This is a genomic window from Virgisporangium aliadipatigenens (assembly GCF_016863615.1).
In the GTDB taxonomy this organism is placed as follows: Bacteria; Actinomycetota; Actinomycetes; order Mycobacteriales; family Micromonosporaceae; genus Virgisporangium; species Virgisporangium aliadipatigenens.
Window position 1 is genome coordinate 133,238 of the sequence record NZ_BOPF01000010.1, and the last position, 14,744, is coordinate 147,981.

The 14,744-nt window shown below is 71.3% G+C and carries 15 protein-coding genes; 9 read left to right on the forward strand and 6 right to left on the reverse strand.

Annotated elements, in window-relative coordinates; genetic code table 11:
- Nucleotides 1-7 precede the first annotated feature (7 nt).
- Together Val02_RS16415 and Val02_RS16420 are read right to left on the reverse strand one after the other, a co-directional pair.
- Nucleotides 8-466: a PPOX class F420-dependent oxidoreductase gene (locus Val02_RS16415; protein ID WP_203899941.1), complete on the reverse strand. Its 459-nt coding sequence runs from the start codon at nucleotides 464-466 to the stop codon at nucleotides 8-10.
- On the reverse strand, nucleotides 463-1,494 hold the full coding sequence (locus Val02_RS16420) for a LacI family DNA-binding transcriptional regulator (protein WP_239153004.1): 1,032 nt from the start codon (nucleotides 1,492-1,494) through the stop codon (nucleotides 463-465). The genes Val02_RS16415 and Val02_RS16420 overlap by 4 nt, the downstream gene beginning before the upstream one ends.
- 228 nt (nucleotides 1,495-1,722) lie before the next feature.
- On the opposite strand from Val02_RS16420, the gene Val02_RS16425 reads away from it, so the two are divergent.
- The 5 genes from Val02_RS16425 (at nucleotide 1,723) to Val02_RS16445 (ending at nucleotide 7,182) form a co-directional block, all read left to right on the forward strand.
- Nucleotides 1,723-3,018 (forward strand): ABC transporter substrate-binding protein, encoded by a 1,296-nt coding sequence (locus Val02_RS16425; RefSeq protein ID WP_203900085.1) that lies wholly within the window; start codon nucleotides 1,723-1,725, stop codon nucleotides 3,016-3,018.
- A gap of 95 nt (nucleotides 3,019-3,113) precedes the next feature.
- Complete coding sequence (locus Val02_RS16430) at nucleotides 3,114-4,148, forward strand: carbohydrate ABC transporter permease (RefSeq protein ID WP_203899942.1); 1,035 nt, start codon at nucleotides 3,114-3,116, stop codon at nucleotides 4,146-4,148.
- Between the two features lie 14 nt (nucleotides 4,149-4,162).
- Nucleotides 4,163-5,125 (forward strand): carbohydrate ABC transporter permease, encoded by a 963-nt coding sequence (locus tag Val02_RS16435; protein ID WP_203899943.1) that lies wholly within the window; start codon nucleotides 4,163-4,165, stop codon nucleotides 5,123-5,125.
- 11 nt (nucleotides 5,126-5,136) lie between these two features.
- The gene (locus Val02_RS16440; RefSeq protein WP_203899944.1) at nucleotides 5,137-6,744 is read left to right on the forward strand and encodes a glycoside hydrolase family 13 protein; all 1,608 of its coding nucleotides are present in this window, start codon (nucleotides 5,137-5,139) and stop codon (nucleotides 6,742-6,744) included.
- A gap of 45 nt (nucleotides 6,745-6,789) precedes the next feature.
- Nucleotides 6,790-7,182 (forward strand): response regulator transcription factor, encoded by a 393-nt coding sequence (locus Val02_RS16445; protein ID WP_239153006.1) that lies wholly within the window; start codon nucleotides 6,790-6,792, stop codon nucleotides 7,180-7,182.
- On the opposite strand, the gene Val02_RS16450 is transcribed toward Val02_RS16445, so the two are convergent.
- Nucleotides 7,179-9,140, reverse strand: coding sequence for a hypothetical protein (locus Val02_RS16450; RefSeq protein ID WP_203899946.1), 1,962 nt, complete (start codon nucleotides 9,138-9,140; stop codon nucleotides 7,179-7,181). The two genes, Val02_RS16445 and Val02_RS16450, sit on opposite strands and share 4 nt — an antisense overlap.
- Before the next feature lie 94 nt (nucleotides 9,141-9,234).
- The gene (locus Val02_RS16455) at nucleotides 9,235-9,576 is read right to left on the reverse strand and encodes a hypothetical protein (protein WP_203899947.1); all 342 of its coding nucleotides are present in this window, start codon (nucleotides 9,574-9,576) and stop codon (nucleotides 9,235-9,237) included.
- 107 nt (nucleotides 9,577-9,683) lie between these two features.
- On the opposite strand from Val02_RS16455, the gene Val02_RS16460 reads away from it, so the two are divergent.
- From Val02_RS16460 to Val02_RS47380, 3 genes are read left to right on the forward strand one after another with little or no spacing between them, the layout of a single operon-like run.
- Nucleotides 9,684-10,391 (forward strand): histidine phosphatase family protein, encoded by a 708-nt coding sequence (locus tag Val02_RS16460; RefSeq protein ID WP_203899948.1) that lies wholly within the window; start codon nucleotides 9,684-9,686, stop codon nucleotides 10,389-10,391.
- A complete protein-coding gene (locus Val02_RS16465; protein WP_239153008.1) occupies nucleotides 10,378-11,244 on the forward strand; it encodes an NAD(P)H-hydrate dehydratase in 867 nt (288 codons plus the stop codon). Before Val02_RS16460 ends, Val02_RS16465 begins: the two co-directional genes overlap by 14 nt.
- A gap of 42 nt (nucleotides 11,245-11,286) precedes the next feature.
- A complete protein-coding gene (locus tag Val02_RS47380; RefSeq protein WP_239153010.1) occupies nucleotides 11,287-11,580 on the forward strand; it encodes a ribosomal protein L7/L12 in 294 nt (97 codons plus the stop codon).
- Between the two features lie 5 nt (nucleotides 11,581-11,585).
- On the opposite strand, the gene Val02_RS16475 is transcribed toward Val02_RS47380, so the two are convergent.
- Nucleotides 11,586-12,179 carry a TetR/AcrR family transcriptional regulator gene (locus Val02_RS16475; protein WP_239153012.1) on the reverse strand — a complete coding sequence of 198 codons (594 nt, stop codon included), beginning with the start codon at nucleotides 12,177-12,179 and terminating at the stop codon, nucleotides 11,586-11,588.
- A gap of 138 nt (nucleotides 12,180-12,317) precedes the next feature.
- Here Val02_RS16475 and Val02_RS16480 point away from each other — a divergent pair, with 138 nt between their 5' ends.
- Nucleotides 12,318-13,643, forward strand: a complete 1,326-nt coding sequence (locus tag Val02_RS16480; RefSeq protein WP_203899949.1) for a hypothetical protein — start codon at nucleotides 12,318-12,320, stop codon at nucleotides 13,641-13,643.
- Here the strand turns inward: Val02_RS16480 and Val02_RS16485 are convergent.
- Nucleotides 13,640-14,725, reverse strand: coding sequence for a hypothetical protein (locus Val02_RS16485; RefSeq protein WP_203899950.1), 1,086 nt, complete (start codon nucleotides 14,723-14,725; stop codon nucleotides 13,640-13,642). The genes Val02_RS16480 and Val02_RS16485 overlap by 4 nt on opposite strands.
- Between the last annotated feature and the right edge of the window lie 19 nt (nucleotides 14,726-14,744).

A 14,744-nucleotide genomic window follows, 5' to 3' on the forward strand; every position in this document is an offset into this window, starting at 1 on the left:
CCGGCGGCTACTCGGCCAGTTCCGGGGGGAAGCCGCCGGTGGCGATGGGGCCCCAGGCGTCGATGGTGATGCGGATCAGGGACTTGCCCTGCTTCACCATCGCGGCGCGGTACTCGTCCCAGTCCGGGTGTTCGCCGGAGATCACCCGGAAGTACTCGACCAGCGGTTCGAGCGCCTCCGGCAGGTCCAGAACCTCCGCCGTGCCGTCGACCTGCACATACGCGCCGTTGAACTCGTCGGACAGGACGCAGACGGTCACCTTCGGGTCGCGCCGCAGGTTGCGGATCTTGGCGCGCTGCGGATAGGTCGAGATCACGATCCGGCCCTCGGTGTCCACCCCGGCGGTCACCGGAGAGACCTGGAGTCCCCCGTGCGAACGGTGGGTGATCAGCACGACGTGGTGCCGGGTGCGCACGAAGTCGAGGAGGGCGTCGCGGTCGACCCGGTCTGCGGTGGCGAGCTTCATGGGGAAGATCCTGCCACCGGAGCCGTCGACCCGCGCACCACCAGCGACGTGGGCAGGACCAGCTCCCGCGGCTCCTCGCCGGGATGCTGCACCGCCCGCACGATCATGCGTCCGGCCTGCACGCCCTGTTCGACCACCTCCTGCCGAACCGTCGTCAGGTCCATCACGTCGCTCAGATCGTGATCGTCGATGCCCACCACGGAGACGTCCCCCGGGACGGCCAGCCCCATCCGGCGCGCCGCCGCCACCGCCCCGAACGCCAGTTCGTCCGACTCGGCGACGACGGCCGACGGCGGGTCGGGCCGTTCCATCAGCCGGCGCATCGCCCGCTCCCCGCCCGACACCCCGAACGGCACCGACACCACCAGGTCCGGCTCGACCGGCAGTCCCGTGACGGCCAGCCCGGCGAGGTAGCCGGCGCGTCGTTCGTGGGCGACGGGCAGCCACATGCTCTGGTCGGCGTAGGTCGAGATCATGCCGATCCGCCGGTGTCCCAGGCCGGCGAGGTGCTCGACGGCGGTGAGCATGACGCCCGTGTCGTCGATGCGCACGCAGTGCGTCCCGGTGGCGCGCAGCCCCGTCGCCACCACCGGAACGCCCAGCGTGTGCACCGCCTCGTACTCCGGCTCGGTGAGCGGCATGGCGACGGTGAGCACGGCGTCGACCCGGCGCCGCAGCGGCAGTTGGTCGAAGAAGCGGGTGCGCGCGGAGAGGTCCCCGAGGCTGTACAGCAGCAGATCCAGACCGGCCTCTCGGAGGACCTCCTCGGCGCCGGCGACCACCTTGCTGAAGTACCACCGGGCCGCGTGCGGAACGACCACTCCCACGGTGTGCGTGCGCCGGGAGGCCAGCCGTGAGGCGATGGGGGAGACGACGTACGAGAGTTCGGCGGCCGCGGCCAGAACCCGTCCGCGGGTGTCCGCTGAAACGTTCGGCAGGCCACGCAGGGTGCGGGAGACTGTCGCGGTGGAGACGCCCGCCCGGCGCGCGACGTCCTCCATGCTGACCGGCTCTACCTGGCGTGCCACGACGCGCAGGTTACCGCCCGACTCCGAATCGTTATGCGGTGGTGGGGGGTTGATCGCTGGACAGCCGTGCTTTGCAAGCGCTTACATACAGAGGCTTAGCACGAAACAAAATCTTCACGCAGGCAACCTGGGTGAAATCAAGCGCTACGCAACCAGTTGAGACGTGAGGGGGACCACGTGACCGACCTCTTGAGGCGCGGCCGCCGAGTGCTCGCCGTCGCCGGTGTCATGGGCCTGGCGTTGACCGGTGCCGTGGCCTGCAGCAGCGACGACGGTGGCACCGCCAAGGATCCGGATTCCGCGGAGTGCCAGCCGTTCAAGGACTACCAGGGCCACAGTGGGACCGAGGTGACGGCCTACTCGTCGATCCGGGACGTCGAGTCGGACAAGCTGGACCAGTCGTGGAAGCTGTTCGAGGACTGCACCGGCATCGACATCCAGCACGAGGGGGACGGTGCCTTCGAGGCGCAGGTCCAGGTGCGCTCGGACGGCGGTAACGCCCCCGACCTGGCGTTCTTCCCTCAGCCCGGCCTGCTGCAGCGGTTCGCCACGGCGGGCAAACTGAAGGAAGCCTCGGCCAAGACCAAGGAAACCGCGCAGAAGAACTTCTCGACCGACTGGCTCAACTACGGCACGGTCGCCGGCAAGTTCTACGCGGCTCCGCTCGGCTCCAACGTCAAGTCGTTCGTCTGGTACTCGCCGGGCCTCTTCAAGGAGAAGAGCTGGGCGGTTCCGCAGACGTTCGACGAGATGATCCAACTCAGTGACAAGGTCGCCTCCGGCGGCGGCGGGATCAGCCCGTGGTGCGTCGGTCTCGAGTCACAGGACGCGACCGGCTGGCCGGCCACCGACTGGCTCGAGGACGTGATCCTGCGCGACCACGGTCCGGACGTCTACGACCAGTGGGTGCAGCACAAGATCCCGTTCAACGACCCGCGGATCGTGAGCTCGCTCGACAAGGTCGGCAGCATCATCAAGAACAACAAGTACGTCGGCGACCCGAAGCGCGAGGTCACCACCTCGTTCCAGGAGGGTGGCCTGCCGGTCAAGGACAAGAAGTGCGCCATGCACCGCCAGGCGTCCTTCTACGCCAACCAGTGGCCGGACGGCACCAAGGTCGCGCAGGACGGCGACGTGTACGCCTTCTACTTCCCGGCCGTCGACCCGGCCAAGGGTAAGCCGGTGCTCGCCGCCGGTGAGTTCGTCGCCGCGTTCGCGGACCGGCCCGAGGTGCAGGCCGTGCAGGCGTACCTCGCCAGCTCGGAGTGGGCCCTCTCGCGGGCCAAGCTCGGCTCGTGGGTCAGCGCCAACAAGAACGTCCCGGTCGAGACCTTCGAGAGCCCGATCGACAAGCTGTCGGTGCAGATCCTGCAGGACCCGAAGAGCGTGCTGCGGTTCGACGGTTCGGACCTCATGCCGGGCTCGGTCGGTGCCGGCACGTTCTGGAAGCAGATGATCGAGTGGGTCAACGGTAAGGACAGCGCGGCCACCCTGGCTGCCATCGAGGCCAGCTGGCCGAAGTAGCACCCTGCCTGCGAAGAGGCAGGTTCCACCCCGGCCGCGGCGCCTCCCCACCCCGAGGCGTCGCGGCCACCCCATCCCACCCCTTGGGAGAACGCATGGATTTCGCGAGGGAGTCGCCCAAGTTCGTTCAGCTGCTGATCGGGATCGTCGCGTTCGTCGTCTTCGTCGCCGCACTCCTGGCCCTGGTCGCACTCTCCGACCGGATCAGCACGGGCACCCGTAAGCGCAAGGGCTTCGCCGGCGCGATCGTCGAGCGGTTCCGCAACCGCCCCGAACGGCTGCCGGCCGTCATCTTCCTGTTCCCGGCCGTCGTCCTGCTCCTGATCGGGCTGGTCGTGCCGGCGATCCGCACCACGATCCTGTCGTTCAAGAACGGCGGCAGCACCGAGTGGGTCGGCCTCGAGAACTACAAGTGGATGTTCAACGACCCGGGCACCCGCATCGTGCTGCGCAACACCCTCATCTGGGTGGTGCTGGTGCCGCTGCTCTCCACCGGGATCGGCCTGGTCTACGCGGTCCTGATCGACAAGGCCAAGTTCGAGCGGGTCGCCAAGTCGCTGGTCTTCATGCCGATGGCGGTGTCGTTCGTGGGCGCCTCGATCGTGTGGAAGTTCGTCTACGCGGACCGGCCGCCCGGGCAGGAGCAGATCGGCCTGCTCAACTACATCTGGGCCGCGATGGGCGGCGAGCCGCAGCAGTGGCTGGTCAACAAGCCGTTGAACAACCTGTTCCTCATCGTCATCATGGTCTGGATCCAGGCCGGGTTCGCGATGGTGGTGCTCTCGGCGGCGATCAAGGCCATCCCGGGGGAGATCGTCGAGGCGGCCCGGATCGACGGGGTCAACGCCTGGCAGATGTTCTGGCGGGTGACGATGCCGAGCATCCGCGCCGCGCTGACCGTGGTCCTGGTGACCATCTCGATCGCCTCGCTGAAGGTCTTCGACATCGTGCGGACCGGCACCAACGGCAACTTCGACACGAGCGTCATCGCGAACGAGATGTACAACAACGCCTTCCGTTACGGCGAGGCCGGCCGCGGCTCCGCGCTCGCGGTCTTCCTGTTCGTCCTGGTGGTTCCTATCGTGGTCTACCAGATCCGGGCGCTGCGCCAGCAGCGCGCGACCCGCTGATCCCGGAGGACGCGATGGCAGCCACCACCTCCACCCCGCCCGTTGCGGCGGTGCCCACCCCCGTCGCCGACACGCTGGCCGGAAAGACCCGCAAGAAGCTGGTCAGCCGCGGCGCCACGATCGCCTCGATCATCATCGCCATTCTGTGGACCACTCCCACGTTCGGTCTGCTGGTGTCCTCGTTCCGGCCGGAGAACGAGATCAAGACGACGGGCTGGTGGAACTTCTTCACCGACCCCGAGATCACCATGAAGAACTACAACGACGTGCTCTTCGGCCAGTCCGCCGCCAACGGTCGGCTCGCGAGCTTCCTCGTCAACTCGATCGTCATCACCGTGCCGTCGGTGCTGTTCCCGCTGGCGATCGCCTCGTTCGCGGCGTACGCGCTGGCGTGGCTCAACTTCCGCGGCCGGGACTGGGTCTACATCGGCGTCTTCGCCCTCCAGGTGGTGCCGCTGCAGATGGCGCTGGTGCCGCTGCTGTCGTTCTTCTCCCGGGGGGTCAAGCTCGGCGGCCTGACGCTGATGCCCCCGTGGCAGTTGGAGGGAGCGGAGAAGTTCGTCCAGGTGTGGTTCGCGCATACGTGCTTCGCGCTACCACTGGCGATCTTCCTGCTGCACAACTTCATGTCGGAGCTGCCCGGTGACCTCATGGAGGCCGCGAAGGTCGACGGCGCGGGCCACGCCAAGATCTTCCGGAACATCGTGCTGCCGCTGATCGTCCCGGCCATCGCCTCGGTCGCGATCTTCCAGTTCCTCTGGGTGTGGAACGACCTGCTCGTCGCGCTGACGTTCGGCGGCACCGACCAGACGGCGCCGATGACCGTGCGCCTGGCGTCACTGGCCGGCACGAAGGGTGGCGAGTGGCAACGGCTCACCTCGGGCGCGTTCGTCTCGATGGTGATCCCGTTGATCGTCTTCCTCTCGCTTCAGCGCTATTTCGTGCGCGGTCTGCTTGCGGGCAGCGTGAAGGGGTAAAGCTGGTGCTCATGCACTGGTGGCGAGACGCGGTCATCTATCAGGTCTATCCACGGTCGTTCGCCGACCATGACGGGGACGGGTACGGCGACCTCGCCGGCATCGCCGCCCGGCTCGATCATCTGGTCGAGCTGGGCGTCGACGCGGTGTGGATGTCGCCGTTCTACACGTCTCCGCAGGCGGACGCGGGGTACGACGTCGCCGACTACCGGGCCGTCGACCCGCTCTTCGGGACGCTCGACGACTTCGACAAGCTGGCCGCCCGGGCCAGGGAACTCGGCCTGAAGCTCATCGTCGACCTCGTGCCCAACCACAGTTCGGACCGGCACGCGTGGTTCCAGGCGGCGCTGGCCGCAGCGCCCGGCAGCACGGAACGCGCGCGCTACGTCTTCCGCGACGGCGTCGGCGACGCCCCGCCGAACGACTGGACGAGCGTCTTCGGCGGCCCGGCGTGGACCCGCGTGCCGGACGGCCAGTGGTACCTGCATCTGTTCGACACCCATCAGCCGGACTTCAACTGGGACAACCCCGAGGTGCGCGAGGAGTTCCTCGACGTGCTGCGCTTCTGGCTGGACCGCGGGGTCGACGGGTTCCGGGTGGATGTCGCGCACGGGCTCGTGAAGCGGCTCGACGACGCGACCTGGAGGGGGCAGAGCGAGGGCATCGCCAAGGCCGACCCGAGCGGCGAGGGCCCGCCGATGTGGGACCAGGACGCGGTGCACGACATCTACCGTTCCTGGCGGGCGCTGCTCGACACGTACGGCACGCCGGGCGACAAGATCCTGGTGGCCGAGGCGTGGGTGGCGCCACCGCCGCGGCTGGCCCGGTACGTGCGCGGCGACGAGATGCACCAGGCGTTCAACTTCGAGTACCTGCTGGCCCCCTGGGAGCCCGACGAACTGCGGCGGATCATCACCGAGTCGCTCGCGGCCAACGGCGCCGTCGGGGCGCCCACGACGTGGGTGCTCTCCAACCACGACGTCGTCCGGACGGCCTCCCGGCTGGGCGTCTCGGGACCGCCGATGCTGGGCGGGATCGGTGCCGACGACCCGCAGCCGGATCCGGTGCTGGGCCTGCGGCGGGCCCGCGCGGCGGCGCTGCTGATGCTGGCGCTGCCCGGTTCGGCGTACGTGTACCAGGGGGAGGAGCTGGGGCTGCCCGAGCACACGACGCTGCTGGACACGCTGCGGCAGGACCCGACGTGGGAGCGTTCCGGCCACACGTCGAAGGGGCGGGACGGCTGCCGGGTGCCGATCCCGTGGCGCGCGGACGCGCCGGCGTACGGGTTCTCGCCGACGGGCGCGTCGTGGCTGCCGCAGCCGCCGATCTGGGCGCAGCTTGCCCCGGACCGGCAGCGCGGGGTCGAGGGGTCGACGTTCGAGCTGTTCAAGGCCGCGTTGCGGCTGCGCCGGGAGTTCGGGTTGGGGTCGGGGGAACTGCGCTTCCTGGACCTCGGTCCGCGCGTGCTGGCCGCCGAGGTGGGGGAGACCCTGGTCGTCACCAATTTCGGGGTCGAACGGGTCGAGCTTCCGGCCGGCCGCCGGATCGTGCTGGCGAGCGAGCCCGTCGAGGGCGACACGATTCCGACCGACGTGACGGTCTGGTCCCGCACTACATAGCGGATAGCGACTTCGTGGCTACCATACGGCGTTACCCTCGCAATGGTGGGCCATGATCAGTCAGCGGGGCGGGTGCTCGTCGTGGACGACAACGACGACATCCGCTCCCTCGTGGAGTTCAAGCTGGTGCAGGCGGGCTACACGGTGACGGTCGCCGGCAACGGCCCGGACGGCCTCGACCGGGCCCGCGAGTGGCACCCCGACCTGGTCGTGCTCGACGTGGCCATGCCCGGCATGACCGGCTACGACGTCTGCAAGGAGATGCGCGGTGACCCCGCCACCGCGCACATCCCCGTGATCATGCTGACCGCACGCGACTCGACCGAGTTCTCCACGCTCGGCTACATGGCCGGCGCCGACATGTACCTGACCAAGCCGATCGTCCTGCGGACGCTGCTGGACAAGGTCGAGTCACTGATCCACGCCGACACCCGCTAGGCGCCCGGCAGGACCGCGGCGAAGAGGCTGACCGTGGCGGTCACCGGAGCCTCGGCCGCCTCGACCACCAGCCGCGGCGCGTAGCGCGTCACCGGCGCCGTCTGGTCGGTGAACGCGATCTTCCGGCCGTTGCCGGCGCTGGCGTCGACCTGCGTGCCGCCCTCGACCGGCTTGCAGCTGAGCTGCACGGGGGTGATCGCCGTCTGCGGGCTCGGCGACGAGGAGGCGCGCGCCTTGCCGGCGGACTGCACCTTCACCCGCTCGGCGCCGGTCTGCTTGACCAGTTCTAGGATGCCGTCGCCGCCGACCGTCGCGTAGTAGCCCGTCGTGGCGTCGGCGTCGAGGCAGGCCAGCCCGACCCGCCCGTTGCCCGCGGCCCTGCCGAGCGGCGCGAACTCCGCGTCGATCACCGCCGGCCCCGGATTGTCCAGCCGGGCGGCCTTGCCCGGGGCGACGCAGCGGGCGTTCGGCGCCTCGGCGGCCACCTTCAGGCCGGACTCCGGCGTCGCCTTGCAGCCCTCGCCCGGGCTCCAGTCGCCGGGCTGCGCCAGCGCGGCGATGGTGCGCGTGCCCTTCAGCGACCACGGCCCGACCGTCCCGAACACGCACGCCACCAGCGGCTTCGGCTGCCAGCCGCCGCCCTGCACCACCGGCGCCTCCATCGGCAGGTACGACGAGCCGAACGGCACCCCGAGATACCCGCCGTAGGACTTCTCGCAGATCCCGCGGGCGGCCGCGTCGCGCACCTGCGTGCCCGGGTTGTCGCGGAACGGCAGCCGCCCCACGTAGAACACCTCGCCGGTGTGTTCGCCGTTGCACGGCGCGGTGTAGCGGAAGCCCGACGAGCCGCCGACGAAGGTGAAGCACTCGCCGGCCTTCAGCTTGAGGCCGCCGTCCTGCAGCGACTCGGCCGCCGCCTGTGCCGGGTCGGCCAGCCCCTTGGCGATGTTCCGGCCGTCGGCGGGGTCCTTGACCCGCAGCCCGCCCCGGAGCACGTCACGCATCGCCGCCGGAACGTCCACCAGCGCCACCCCCGCGTCCTCGACCTCCTGGCGGTGGATCGGGGAGAGGCCGGCGATCACGACCACGCGGTCGTCGCGCACACCCAGGTAGTGGTCGTAGCCGACGTGGTGCGACACGCCGGTGCTCACGAGCGGCACCACGATGAGGAGCGCGAGCGCCGCGACGGACGGCCAGCGCGTCAGGTGCCGGTACAGGTGGCCGGTGATCACGAGCGCGGCGCAGACCAGCACCGCGAACAGGAGGGCCAGCGCCGCCGCGTTCGACAGCAGCGCCGCGAGCGGGCCGGCGACGGCCATGCCGATCAGCCCACCGGCGAGCCGGTGCGCGCCGAACGCCGTTCCGGGGGCGCCGCGCAGCAGGTGGAACAGCCCGGTGGTGACCAGGGCGACGCCCACCCAGCGACCGAGCACGGCGACGGTGGCCGCCCCGGCGGCGACCCGCGCCAGGCGCAGGTACTCGGCGCGGTCCCTGCGCCGCAGCACACCCCACGGCACGGGCACCCGGCTCGTGGCAGCCGTCGGAAGAAGAGCGAACAGCGGCAGCACCGGCAGCGCGTACGCGAACAACCCGACGAGTGCGCGCGCGAGGGAGAAGAGCACGCGGCCCGGTTCCCCCCAATGCACCCAACAGATCAGCGCGAGAACGACCACCGCCAGCGCCACGACGGCGATCCGCACCGGCCCCGGCCACCCGCGCGCCGACGACCCCCGGGCCCCGACGAACTCCGCGTACGCGTCACGAACGGCGGGTGTCGCCGCGAACCCGAGCCCGACGGCCACGACAAGCGCGAGCCCGAGCTGCCAACCCGCGGGGGAGGCACCGAGCCCGGAGACGAGCGCGACAACCAACCCGAACGCCGCCGCCGCGAGCACGACGACGATCGCGGGTAACGCGCCGCTCGCTATGTCCGCGTTGGATCGCCTTTTTCCGGCCATCCCTTCCCCTCGATGCTCCTCGCCCGCCCCGGCGACCGGAGCAGCATGGCATCCGGACCGCCGGGCGGCCAAGGTACGAGAGGAAAGATCGTGTCTACGCGGTGCGGGTGATGTCCGTGTCGGTGATGTCCTCCTCGCCCAGGGCGGGGAAGTCCGGCACCCGGTTGACCACGGTCGCCGCGACGAACCCGGCCACGGCGCCGACCGCCACGCCGGCGATCAGCAGGCCCCACGGCAGCTTGTTGCGGCGGCCGGCGAGCGCCTCGTACGCGGCGGTTGCCCGGCGCAGGGCCTCGTCGGTCACGGTGCCGACCCTGTCCTGCGTGTGGCTGCTGAAGTCACCCGTGCGATCGCGTGCCGTCTCCCAGCCGGACACGAGCGTGTCCCACGCGTCCTCGGCGACCTGCTGGGCCTTGGCGGCTTTGCTGCGTCCCATGGTGTCCACCCTTTCGGTGTCTTCGGTGTCGTCGTAACCCTATGGGTGTTGTTCCACGTGTGCGTTCCGTCGAATCATCCGCCCCCGCAGTGGGTACGGTGCGCGTCATGGCCGAGTTGCGCTGGTTGGGATATGTACGGCACGGCGAGAGCACCGGAAACCTGGCGGCGGCACGCGCCGAGGCCGACGGACTGGAAGTGATCGACATCCCGGAACGGGACGCCGACGTGCCGCTGTCGGACACCGGGCGGGAACAGGCGACGGCGGTCGGGCGCTGGCTGGCGGCCGACCCGCCGGACCTGGTGGTCTGCTCGCCCTACCTGCGCACCGTGCAGACCGCCGAGCACGCCGTCGGCGACACGGGTGTGCGCATCATCCGCGACGAACGGCTGCGCGACCGCGAACTCGGCATCCTCGACCTGCTCACCTACAAGGGCGTGCGGGTGCGCCACCCCGAGGAGGCCGAACGCCGCAAGCGGCTGGGGCCGTTCTACTACCGGCCGCCGGGCGGGGAGTCCTGGGCGGACGTCACGCTGCGGCTGCGCGGCGCGCTCGGCGACCTGCGCCGCGACTACGCCGATCAGCGGGTCCTGGTCGTGGCCCACGAGGTGAGCGTCTACCTGCTGCGCTACCTGCTCGAACACCTCACCGAGCAGGACATGATGAAGCTCGTGAAGCCGGGCCTGGTGGCCAACTGTTCGATCACCACGTGGCGCCGCGACGACGAGGGCCTGCTGACGGTCGACCGGTTCTGCGACACCGACCATCTGCGGCGCGAGACGACGGAGGCGGGCGTGCACAGTGAGCCGGTCTGAGCCCCTGGTGGTCACGCCGCGGCTGCTGCGCGAGTGGGCGCTGCCGATGCCCGGCGGCGGCAAGGAGTCCCGGGGGACCGTGCTGGTGGTGGGCGGTTCGCGGCACACGCCGGGTGCGGTGATGCTGGCCGGCATCGCGGCGCTGCGGGCGGGCGCCGGGGTGCTGCAGCTCGCCGTCGCCGAGTCCTCGGCCACCGCGCTGTCCATCAGCGTGCCGGAGGCGCTGGTGATCGGGCTGCCGGAGACCGCCGAGGGTTCGGTCGCGGGCGACCCGCCGGACCGCCTCACCGACCTGGCCGCCGAGGCCCGGGTGATCGCGATCGGTCCCGGCCTCGACGACGTCCGGTTGGCGGGGGAACTCCTTGAGCGCCTGCTCGGCGCCGCCGGACCCGAGACGTCGCTGGTGCTGGACGCCTACGCGCTCGGCGCCCTGAGCCGGAGCCCGGACCTGCTGCGCCACCGCACGCAGCCGGTGGTCCTGACGCCCAACCTGACCGAGGCACGCTTTCTTCTCGGCGCGGAACCGGGCGACGACATCGGCGCGACGGCCGTGGAGATCGCCGGGCGCTACTCGGCCGTCGTCACCCTGTACGGCCACATCGCCGACCCGGACGGCCGGCTCTGGCGGGAGGAGAGCGGCGCCGCCGGGCTCGGCACCTCGGGCAGCGGGGACGTGCGTTCGGGGATCGTCGCCGGCTTCCTCGCGCGCGGCGCCGGCGCCGCCCAGGCCGCCTGCTGGGGCACCTGGGTGCACGCCGTCAGCGGCCAGCGCCTGGTGCCCCGGTACGGGAGGGTCGGTTTCCTCGCCCGCGAACTGCTCGACGAGATCCCGCGCACCGTCGCCGAGGTCTGATCGTGTTCCTCCGGGTGCCCCGGCCTTCTATCCTCGGGCGCCATGGAGTACGAGGTCATGGAGCTGGTCCGCGCCGGCCGCAAGATCGAGGCGGTCAAGCTGGTGCGTGAGCGCACGGGGCTCGGCCTGAAGGAGGCCCTGGACGCCGTCGAGGCGATCGCGGCCGGCGGCCGGATGCCCGACATCAAGCGGCAGCGCGCGGCGAGCATCGGGGACGCCCGCGCGGAGATCATGGCGCTGAAGGCGCGCGGCCAGGCGATCCCGGCGATCAAACTGATCCGGCAGGTCACCGGCCTCGGCCTCAAGGAGGCGAAGGACCTGTACGAGGCCCTGTAGCGCGGCTACTCGAACCGGTCGGCGGCGATCCCCAGCGCGTCCCGGGCCAGTTCGGCGAGGGAGGTGCCGGGTGGCTGGTCGAGCCAGACCTGCACCGCCGCGCGCCACGCGCTCAGAAACGCCGCCGCCGTCACCCGGGCGCGCAGCGGCGAACCGCCGGCCGGCAGGCGGGCCGCCACCGCCGTGGCGAGGTCGCGTTCCAGGGCGGCGTACGTGGCGGCCTGGCGTTCCAGCAGCGACGGGTGCCCGCGCAGCAGCCGCGACTGGGCCACCCAGCGCGGGTCGCGTTCGCCCAGGTCCAGGTAGAGGCGTTCGGCCGCACGGGTCAGCGCCTCCCACGGCGGCTCGCCCGCCGGCCGGTCCCGCACGTGCGCGAGGAACGTGCGCATCCGCGCGTGGTCGCCGTAGAGGAGCGCCTCCTCCTTACCGGCGAAGTAGTTGGAGAACGTGCGCCGGGAGACGCTCGCGGCGTCGGCGATCGCCTCGACGGTGATCCGCTCCAGGCCGTGCTCGACGGCCAGGCGGAGCGCCGCCTCGTGCAACGCCATCCGGGTGGCGGTCTTCTTGCGTTCGCGCAGCGGCATCGGCGTCGGCTCCATCGCCGGCGAGCGTAGTCCGCTGCCGCGAACCAACTAATAGAGTCGCCTCGGCGTCGAGATCGCGCACTCCTCGGCAGCGTGTGGCACGCTGGGCACGGATCGTGCACATCAACATGGGTTTGCCGGAGGTGGTGACGGATGGCCCCGGGCAGCAGCGTCAACCGGTCCGTCTCGTCGCAGCGGGCCGCCCGTCGGGTTCCCGCCCCGGAGCCGCGCTCGGGTTCCGCGGACGCGCGGCGCACCGTCCAGCAGCGGCGCCTCACCCAGCAGGGGCGGGTCGTCCCGCCGCAGCGCACCCCGCAACAGGAGCAGCGGCTGCGGGTCTGGCAGCGCACCGCGGCCAAGCGGGCGGCACGCCAGGTCGAGACCGAGACCGCCATCGTCGAACGCGAGGAGCGGCTGCGGGCGTTCGAGCGTTCGCGGCCGGCGACCGCGCCACCCGGGGCCGAACGGCAGAAGCGGCGGGAGAGCTACGCCGAGTACACCAAGCGCAAGCATGCCGCCGCGCAGACCGCCACCGAGGGGGCCGAGGCCCTCAACACCGCGCTCGACCGGCTCTTCTCCACCGCGCTCGCGCATCCGGTCGACGCCGGCTTCCGGGCGTTGAAGCGACCGGTGGTCGAGGAGCCGTTCGACGCGCACGGGTTGGACCGGCCGATCGCGCCGCCGTCCCGGGAGGACTTCCTGCCCGCCGCGGGCGGCCTGCCGAGCTGGTTGCCCGGTCAGCAGGCCTCGCGGGAACGCGCGCGCAGCACCGCCGAGGCCGAGTACGAGCAGGCCCTGGCCGAGCATCAGGCGGCCGAGTACGAGCGGGTCCGTCGGCTCTCCCTGGCCAAGCGGGAGCACCAGCGGCGGCAGTCCGCGCACACCGCCCGGGCCAGGGCGCAGCACGCCGAGGTCGACGCGCTCGCCCGCCGTTACCGGGAGGGCGACCCCGTCGCCGTGGAGGAGTACAGCCGGTTCGTGCTGGCGCGCCGGTCGTGGCCGCCGCAGTTCGCGCCGCTGTGGCGGGTGCGCTACCGGCCGGAGCTGTGCCAGCTCGACGTCGAGGGTGAGCTTCCGCCGCCCGAGCTGCTGCCCCGGTTCCGCTCCTACCGGTACGTGCCGGCGCGGGACACGTTCCACCGCCAACCGGTACCGCCGCGCGAGATCAACGAGCGGTACCGGCGACTGATCGCGCAGACCACGCTCTGTGCCCTGGTCGACCTCTTCTCGACGTCGGCGGCCGAGGTGGTCGACGTGATCCAGCTCAACGGCCGGGTGACCGCCGAGGCGCCCGGCACCGGCCTGCCCGTGCGGCCCTGCCTGGTCAGCGTCGCCGTGGCCCGCAACGAGTACGACGCCCTGGAGCCGGCGGGCGCCGACCCGCTCGCGCTGCTCGCCAGGGTCGACGGCCGCCTGTCGGAACGCCCGCTGCTGCTGAAGCCGGTGCAGCCCTGGGCCGACTTCACTGTCGCGGGCTAGTACACCCGCGGGATCGAGTCGGCGACGTGCTTGATGCAGAGCTTGTCGACCGTGCCGACGTACGCGTCGTCGCCCTTGGTCCGGCCGTCGGTGTAGGCGCCGGAGGCGATGATCGCGTAGCGGTGGTAGGCCAGGTAGCCGAAGTAGCGGTAGGTGCCGGCCGGTAGCTGCTTCGCGCACAGGTTGGCGCCGGGCTCACCGGCGGCGGGGCACCAGATGTTCAGCTCGGTGCGCAGGTCCTGGCTCGCCGAGATCGCGTCGAAGACGGCCTTCGCGTTGGAGGCGGCCGGCAGCGGGATCACCATCACGCCGATCATCACGGACTTGTCGGCGTTGAGGTAGATGCCGGCGGCCATGTTGCCGCAGCCGTTGTTCTTCATGAGCGTCTTGACCGCGTTGTTGCCGACGTTCTCGCAGGCGCTGTAGAAACCGGCGCCGGAACGGGTGAAGCTCTGCCCCTCCAGGCTGAACGACGCCACGGGAAAGAACTGCGTCAGTTCCATCGGCGTCTTGTCGGTGTTGGCGCTGTCGAGCGTCGACGGATCGCGGAACGCCCCCTGCGTCGGGCTGGGCGCACCCGTCGTCCGGCCGGGCGCGGGAGTCGTCGCGGCGGCCCGGCCGGACGGCCCGGCGGTGCCGGTGGCGCCCCGGGTAGCTGCCGCATTGGCGGTGCGTTCGCCGCCACCGTCACCCTCGCCCCCGAGAACGGCATACGTCCCGAACCCGAGCACGACGATCAGCAGCAGCACCCCGGCGAGCCCGCCGATCAGCGCCCCCGGCGAGCTCAGCGGGTCGCGCCGCGGCGCCGGCGGCACGAACGACGGCACCGGCGGCGGAGGCGCGAACGCGTCCGGGGCGCCGTGCATCGGGGGCCCCGACATGGGTGGCCCGGACATCGGCGGCCCGGACATTCCTCCCGGGCCCATGCCTTCCGGCCCGGGAAATACGGCGGGCTGCTGCGCGTAGCCGGGCAGCGGCGGCGGCTGCCCGAAGTCGAGCGGGGGCGGCTGCTGCTCGTTCCCCATGGGTGGCGGTGGGCCGTCGGGCTGTGGCGGCCATGCGTCGTACTGGTTGGGTTGCACTGCATTTCCCCCGTTTTTA

Excerpts from the sequence above, each read along its gene's own strand:
- Val02_RS16475 (WP_239153012.1), bottom strand. The coding sequence starts at position 12,179 with ATGGAGCCGACGCCGATGCCGCTGCGCGAACGCAAGAAGACCGCCACC.
- Val02_RS16450 (WP_203899946.1), bottom strand. The coding sequence starts at position 9,140 with ATGGCCGGAAAAAGGCGATCCAACGCGGACATAGCGAGCGGCGCGTTA.
- Val02_RS16425 (WP_203900085.1), top strand. The coding sequence starts at position 1,723 with ATGGGCCTGGCGTTGACCGGTGCCGTGGCCTGCAGCAGCGACGACGGT.
- Val02_RS16460 (WP_203899948.1), top strand. The coding sequence starts at position 9,684 with ATGGCCGAGTTGCGCTGGTTGGGATATGTACGGCACGGCGAGAGCACC.
- Val02_RS16480 (WP_203899949.1), top strand. The coding sequence starts at position 12,318 with ATGGCCCCGGGCAGCAGCGTCAACCGGTCCGTCTCGTCGCAGCGGGCC.
- Val02_RS16440 (WP_203899944.1), top strand. The coding sequence starts at position 5,137 with ATGCACTGGTGGCGAGACGCGGTCATCTATCAGGTCTATCCACGGTCG.
- Val02_RS47380 (WP_239153010.1), top strand. The coding sequence starts at position 11,287 with ATGGAGTACGAGGTCATGGAGCTGGTCCGCGCCGGCCGCAAGATCGAG.
- Val02_RS16430 (WP_203899942.1), top strand. The coding sequence starts at position 3,114 with ATGGATTTCGCGAGGGAGTCGCCCAAGTTCGTTCAGCTGCTGATCGGG.
- Val02_RS16455 (WP_203899947.1), bottom strand. The coding sequence starts at position 9,576 with ATGGGACGCAGCAAAGCCGCCAAGGCCCAGCAGGTCGCCGAGGACGCG.
- Val02_RS16415 (WP_203899941.1), bottom strand. The coding sequence starts at position 466 with ATGAAGCTCGCCACCGCAGACCGGGTCGACCGCGACGCCCTCCTCGAC.
- Val02_RS16435 (WP_203899943.1), top strand. The coding sequence starts at position 4,163 with ATGGCAGCCACCACCTCCACCCCGCCCGTTGCGGCGGTGCCCACCCCC.